5 protein-coding genes are annotated in these 4,085 nt (G+C 73.1%); 1 reads left to right on the plus strand and 4 read right to left on the minus strand.

Going from position 1 to position 4,085, the window contains the following annotated elements; genetic code table 11:
* Positions 1–210 precede the first annotated feature (210 nt).
* Positions 211–798: a hypothetical protein gene (locus tag HW445_RS20850; RefSeq protein ID WP_180222506.1), complete on the minus strand. Its 588-nt coding sequence runs from the start codon at positions 796–798 to the stop codon at positions 211–213.
* A gap of 127 nt (positions 799–925) precedes the next feature.
* Positions 926–2,002, minus strand: coding sequence for a bifunctional NAD(P)H-dependent oxidoreductase/GNAT family N-acetyltransferase (locus tag HW445_RS20855; RefSeq protein WP_218957222.1), 1,077 nt, complete (start codon positions 2,000–2,002; stop codon positions 926–928).
* 30 nt (positions 2,003–2,032) lie between these two features.
* Here HW445_RS20855 and HW445_RS20860 point away from each other — a divergent pair, with 30 nt between their 5' ends.
* On the plus strand, positions 2,033–2,500 hold the full coding sequence (locus tag HW445_RS20860) for a MarR family winged helix-turn-helix transcriptional regulator (protein WP_180222507.1): 468 nt from the start codon (positions 2,033–2,035) through the stop codon (positions 2,498–2,500).
* Positions 2,501–2,536: 36 nt separating this feature from the next.
* Here HW445_RS20860 and HW445_RS20865 read toward each other — a convergent pair whose 3' ends face one another.
* On the minus strand, positions 2,537–3,334 hold the full coding sequence (locus HW445_RS20865) for an alpha/beta hydrolase (protein ID WP_180222508.1): 798 nt from the start codon (positions 3,332–3,334) through the stop codon (positions 2,537–2,539).
* A 28-nt stretch (positions 3,335–3,362) separates the two neighbouring features.
* Positions 3,363–4,085: alpha/beta fold hydrolase (locus HW445_RS20870; protein ID WP_180222509.1), on the minus strand; the 723-nt coding region annotated here is incomplete at its 5' end.

A 4,085-nucleotide genomic window follows, 5' to 3' on the forward strand; every position in this document is an offset into this window, starting at 1 on the left:
GCGCGGCCAGGCCCACGGCCAGCCGCGCTATCAGGGCGGACGTCGCCCATCGGTTTCTCTTCCGCATGTGAGGCTCCTCGCACGAGTCCCCCCGCAGCACTCTGCCCCCGCGCCGTGGTGCCCGGCAGCCCGGGGAACCCGAGGCTGGGCCGAAGGGGCGACGGCGTGCTCCGGTCGGGGCAGGGGACGACACCCTCCCCGGCCGGATCGTCAGGACCCCTCGTCGCACAGGCCCGTACGGCAGCACACCGGCAGCCAGTCGGCCGCCGCCGCGCGCACACGCCGCAGCCGCTCCCGGTCGGGCTCCACCACGGTGAGGATCTCGAAGGCGCTGCCGGCGACCCCCGGGGAGCGGTACTCCGTCACCTGCTCGCGCAGCAGTGGGAGCCCCTGCCGGGCGACGTCCCGGCAGAGCTCCGGGAGGTCCAGCCCCCGCCGGGCGGAGGCGAAGTCCGAGCCCTCACCCGCGACCAGGGCGAGAAGCAGGTCCAGGAACCGCGCGCGGGCCGCCGCCGGAAGATCCTCCGCGAGGGCCGCCAGGGCGACGGACGCCACGGCGGGAGCCGGCTCCCACAGGTGCGTCGGACACCACACGTGCTGCTCGAGGTCGACCCCGGCCCCGACGTCGACCCCGGACTCGGCCTCGGCCTCGGCCTCGACCCTGGACTCGGCCGGATCCCGTCCGGGACCGCCGGCCAGCCGCCGCAGGTCCCGCGCGACGTGCTCCGCGGTGCCACCGCATCCGCAGAGCATGCCGCTCCAGTCCTGCCGTGCGCTCTCCGCGTCGATCAGCCGCATGGCTCCCACCTCCTGAACGGCGCGCGCACCCCGGGGGATCGGCCGATCCACGTGACGGCGGCCGACCGTGCCGCAGAAGCATGACACCCCGCTCCGGCCACCCCGCGGCGGGGGTGGCCCGCGCCTCCTACAGCGCCACGGACGACACCGTCTCCTTGGTCAGGCACACCGTGCCGTCGTCGGACGGCGGCTGGGACACGTACCCCTCGCTCAGGTAGAGACGGATGTTCCGCTCGCTGCCGACCCCCGTGTGCATCACCACGCGGGTGCATTCCGGATCGATGCCGGTCTCCGCGGTACGCAGCAGCCACCGGCCCACGCCACGGCCCCGCAGATCGGGCACGACGGCGAGACGGCCCACGTGCCAGTCGGAGTCGACCCGCCGGGTCCGCACCATGCCGAGCAGCCGTCCGTCCCGCCACAGGCCCGTGGTCTGCCAGGACGCCATCCACTCCCGGACCCGCTCCGGGGACTCGTGCAGCGCCGGGATGTCCAGACTGTTGTTGACCAGGGCCTCCTCCACCCAGCAGCAGCGCTGCAGCACCGTCACCTCGGGGGCGTCGTCGGGCGTCAGCGCGCGCAGGTAGGAACCCGGCAGCGGGCCGGCCGTCACGTCGGGACGCGACCGCTCGCGCAGCGGACGCAGGGCGTGCGAGACCCGGACCAGTTCCTCCAGCACGCCGACCGCCGTCTCGGCGGCGGCGGGGCCGGGACGGACCAGCCCGTCCCGCACCGTGTCGCCGATGCGCAGCGCGAGCGTGGAGCCCAGGGGCACCAGGCGCAGGGTGGTCACGACCTGCTTGGCGTGCTGCACCGAACGCGTTCCCGCCGAGGTGTGTCCGTAGCTGACGAAGCCCATCGGCTTCCACGCCCACTCGCGGCCCAGGTGGTCGAGCGCGTTCTTCAGGGTCGCGGGCATCCCGTAGTTGTACTCCGGCGTCACCACGATGAAGCCGTCCGCCGCGTCCACCAGCGCGCTCCAGCGCTTGGTGTGTTCATGCGCGTAGATGCCCGAGGACGGCTCCTCCTCCTCGTCGAGGAAGGTCAGGCCCAGGTCGCCGAGGGACAGGGGCACGAGTTCGACGTCGAGTTCGGCGGCGCGGGCCTCGATCGCCCCGGTCAGCCACTTGCCGATCGCCGGCCCGAGGGCGCCGGGACGGGTGCTGCACACCAGGACGATGACGCGGATCGTTTTCGTTGACATAGAAATGAACCTAGGGAGTAGATTGGTTCCATGTCAACGAAAACGTCGGCCGACACCGTGAACTGGCTGAATCCTGACGAGGAACGGGCATGGCGGGCCTACCGCCGGACGGTGACCGCCGTGCAGGCCGCGACGGCACGCGACCTGGCCGCGGTAGGGCTGTCGGACCCCGACTACGAGGTGCTCAGCACCCTGTCCGAGCGGCCGGACCACACGAGCACGCTGCGGGAACAGGCCGGCAAGATGCGATGGTCGCGCAGCCGTCTCTCCCGGCACGCCACCCGCATGGAGGCGCGCGGCCTCCTGCGACGCGAACCGGACCCCGCGGACGGCAGAGGCTGCTTCCTCGTCCTCACCGACCACGGGCTCCGGACGCTGGAGGACGCCGCCCCGGCCCACATGGCCTCGGTCCGGCGCCACTTCATCGACCGCCTCTCGCCCGAGGACCTTCGCGCGGTCGAACGCATCGCCGGGAAGCTGCGGGACGCCGACGACTGACCGGGCGCGGGCTGCCGCGGGCGTCGGCGGAGGGGGTCACCGCGCGTGCGAGACCGCCCAGTCGAGCACGCGGTCGGCGACCTGCTGCCAGCCGGGTGCGGCGGGCAGCAGGTGCGGCATGCCCGCGACCTCCTCGATCTCGGTGACCGTGTCGGACGTGTAGTGACGGGCGTTGGACCGCTGGACCTGGGGCGGCATCAGGTGGTCCTTCTCGGCGGAGACGAACAGCAGTGGTGCGCGGGCGTCGTTGCGGTAGTCGACGTACGTGCTGTGGTGGCCGGGACGCAGGGTGGCCAGGGCGCTGTCCCAGAAGACGGCTCCGGAGGCGGGGATCGCGTACCGCTCGTACAGCGCCCGGGAGTCCTCCTCGGAGAAGGTGTTGGTGAAGGCGTAGTGCCACTGCCCGGCGGTCAGCGCGACCGCGCGGTGCCGGTTGGCCGGGTTCCTCAGGACGGGGAAGGCCGCCTTGATCTGCGTCGGCGGCAGGACCGCGACGCCTTCCGTGGGCGCCGAGCAGAGCGCCACGCCGGCCGCTCCGTGTCCGCGGTCGAGCAGCAGCTGGACGAAGACGCCGCCGGCGGAGTGGCCGATCAGCACGGGAGGCCGGTCCAGGCCGCGGACCAGGGTCTCCAGGCTGCCGACGATCTGGTCGACGGTGACCTTCTCGATGGGGGCGGGGTCGGCGTTGAGGGCCTCGACCTCCCCCTCGAAGCCGGGATAGGCGGGCGCGAGGACACGGTAGCCCCGCTTCTCGTAGTGGTCGATCCAGTGCTCCCAGCTGCGGGGGGTCACCCAGAAGCCGTGAATCAGGACGACGGTGTCCGGAGTGCTCATGCCTGCCGGTCCTTCCGGAGGAGGGGGGTCAGCGGGTGGCGCGGTACGCGGCTTCGATCTGCCGCACGACGAGGTCCGGCCGGGACATCATCACGACGTGCGAGGCTCCTTTCGCCTCCACGGTCCTGCTCCCGGCGCGCCCGGCCATGAACCGCTGCACGGCCGGCGGGAGGACCCGGTCCGCGCCGGCCACCACGTACCAGGACGGCAGGGACCTCCACGCCGGCACACCGCTGGGCCCGGACAACCCGCCCAGGCTGCCCGGACGCTGCGACACCGCCATCACCGCGGTGGTGGCGGGCGGCAGGTCCTGGGCGAAGACGTCGTGGAACCTCGACGGGTCGATGTAGCCGTCGGCGTCGGTTCCGCCGGGCAGCGGCCGGGTCATGAGTGCGCCCTCCAGCTCGCTGCCCGGGAACCTCCCGGCCAGCTGCAGCGCGCTCTCGCCCTCGTCGGGTGCGAAGGCGGCCACGTAGACCAGGGCCTTGACGTGGTCGTGGCCACGGGCGGCGTTGGTGACGACCACCCCGCCGTAGGAGTGACCGACCAGGATGACGGGACCGGGCAGGGTGGCGACGACCGAGGAGACGTACGCGGAGTCACCGGCCGGGTCGCGCAGGGGATTGGCCGGGGCGACGACCTGGTGACCCGCTTTCAGCAGCCGGGCGGTGACGGCGTTCCAGCCGGACGCGTCGGCGAACACGCCGTGGACGAGGACGACGGTCGCACCGGTGGCACCACCGGAGCCGGA

It is taken from the genome of Streptomyces sp. UH6 (assembly GCF_013421635.1).
Lineage (GTDB): Bacteria > Actinomycetota > Actinomycetes > Streptomycetales > Streptomycetaceae > Streptomyces > Streptomyces abyssomicinicus.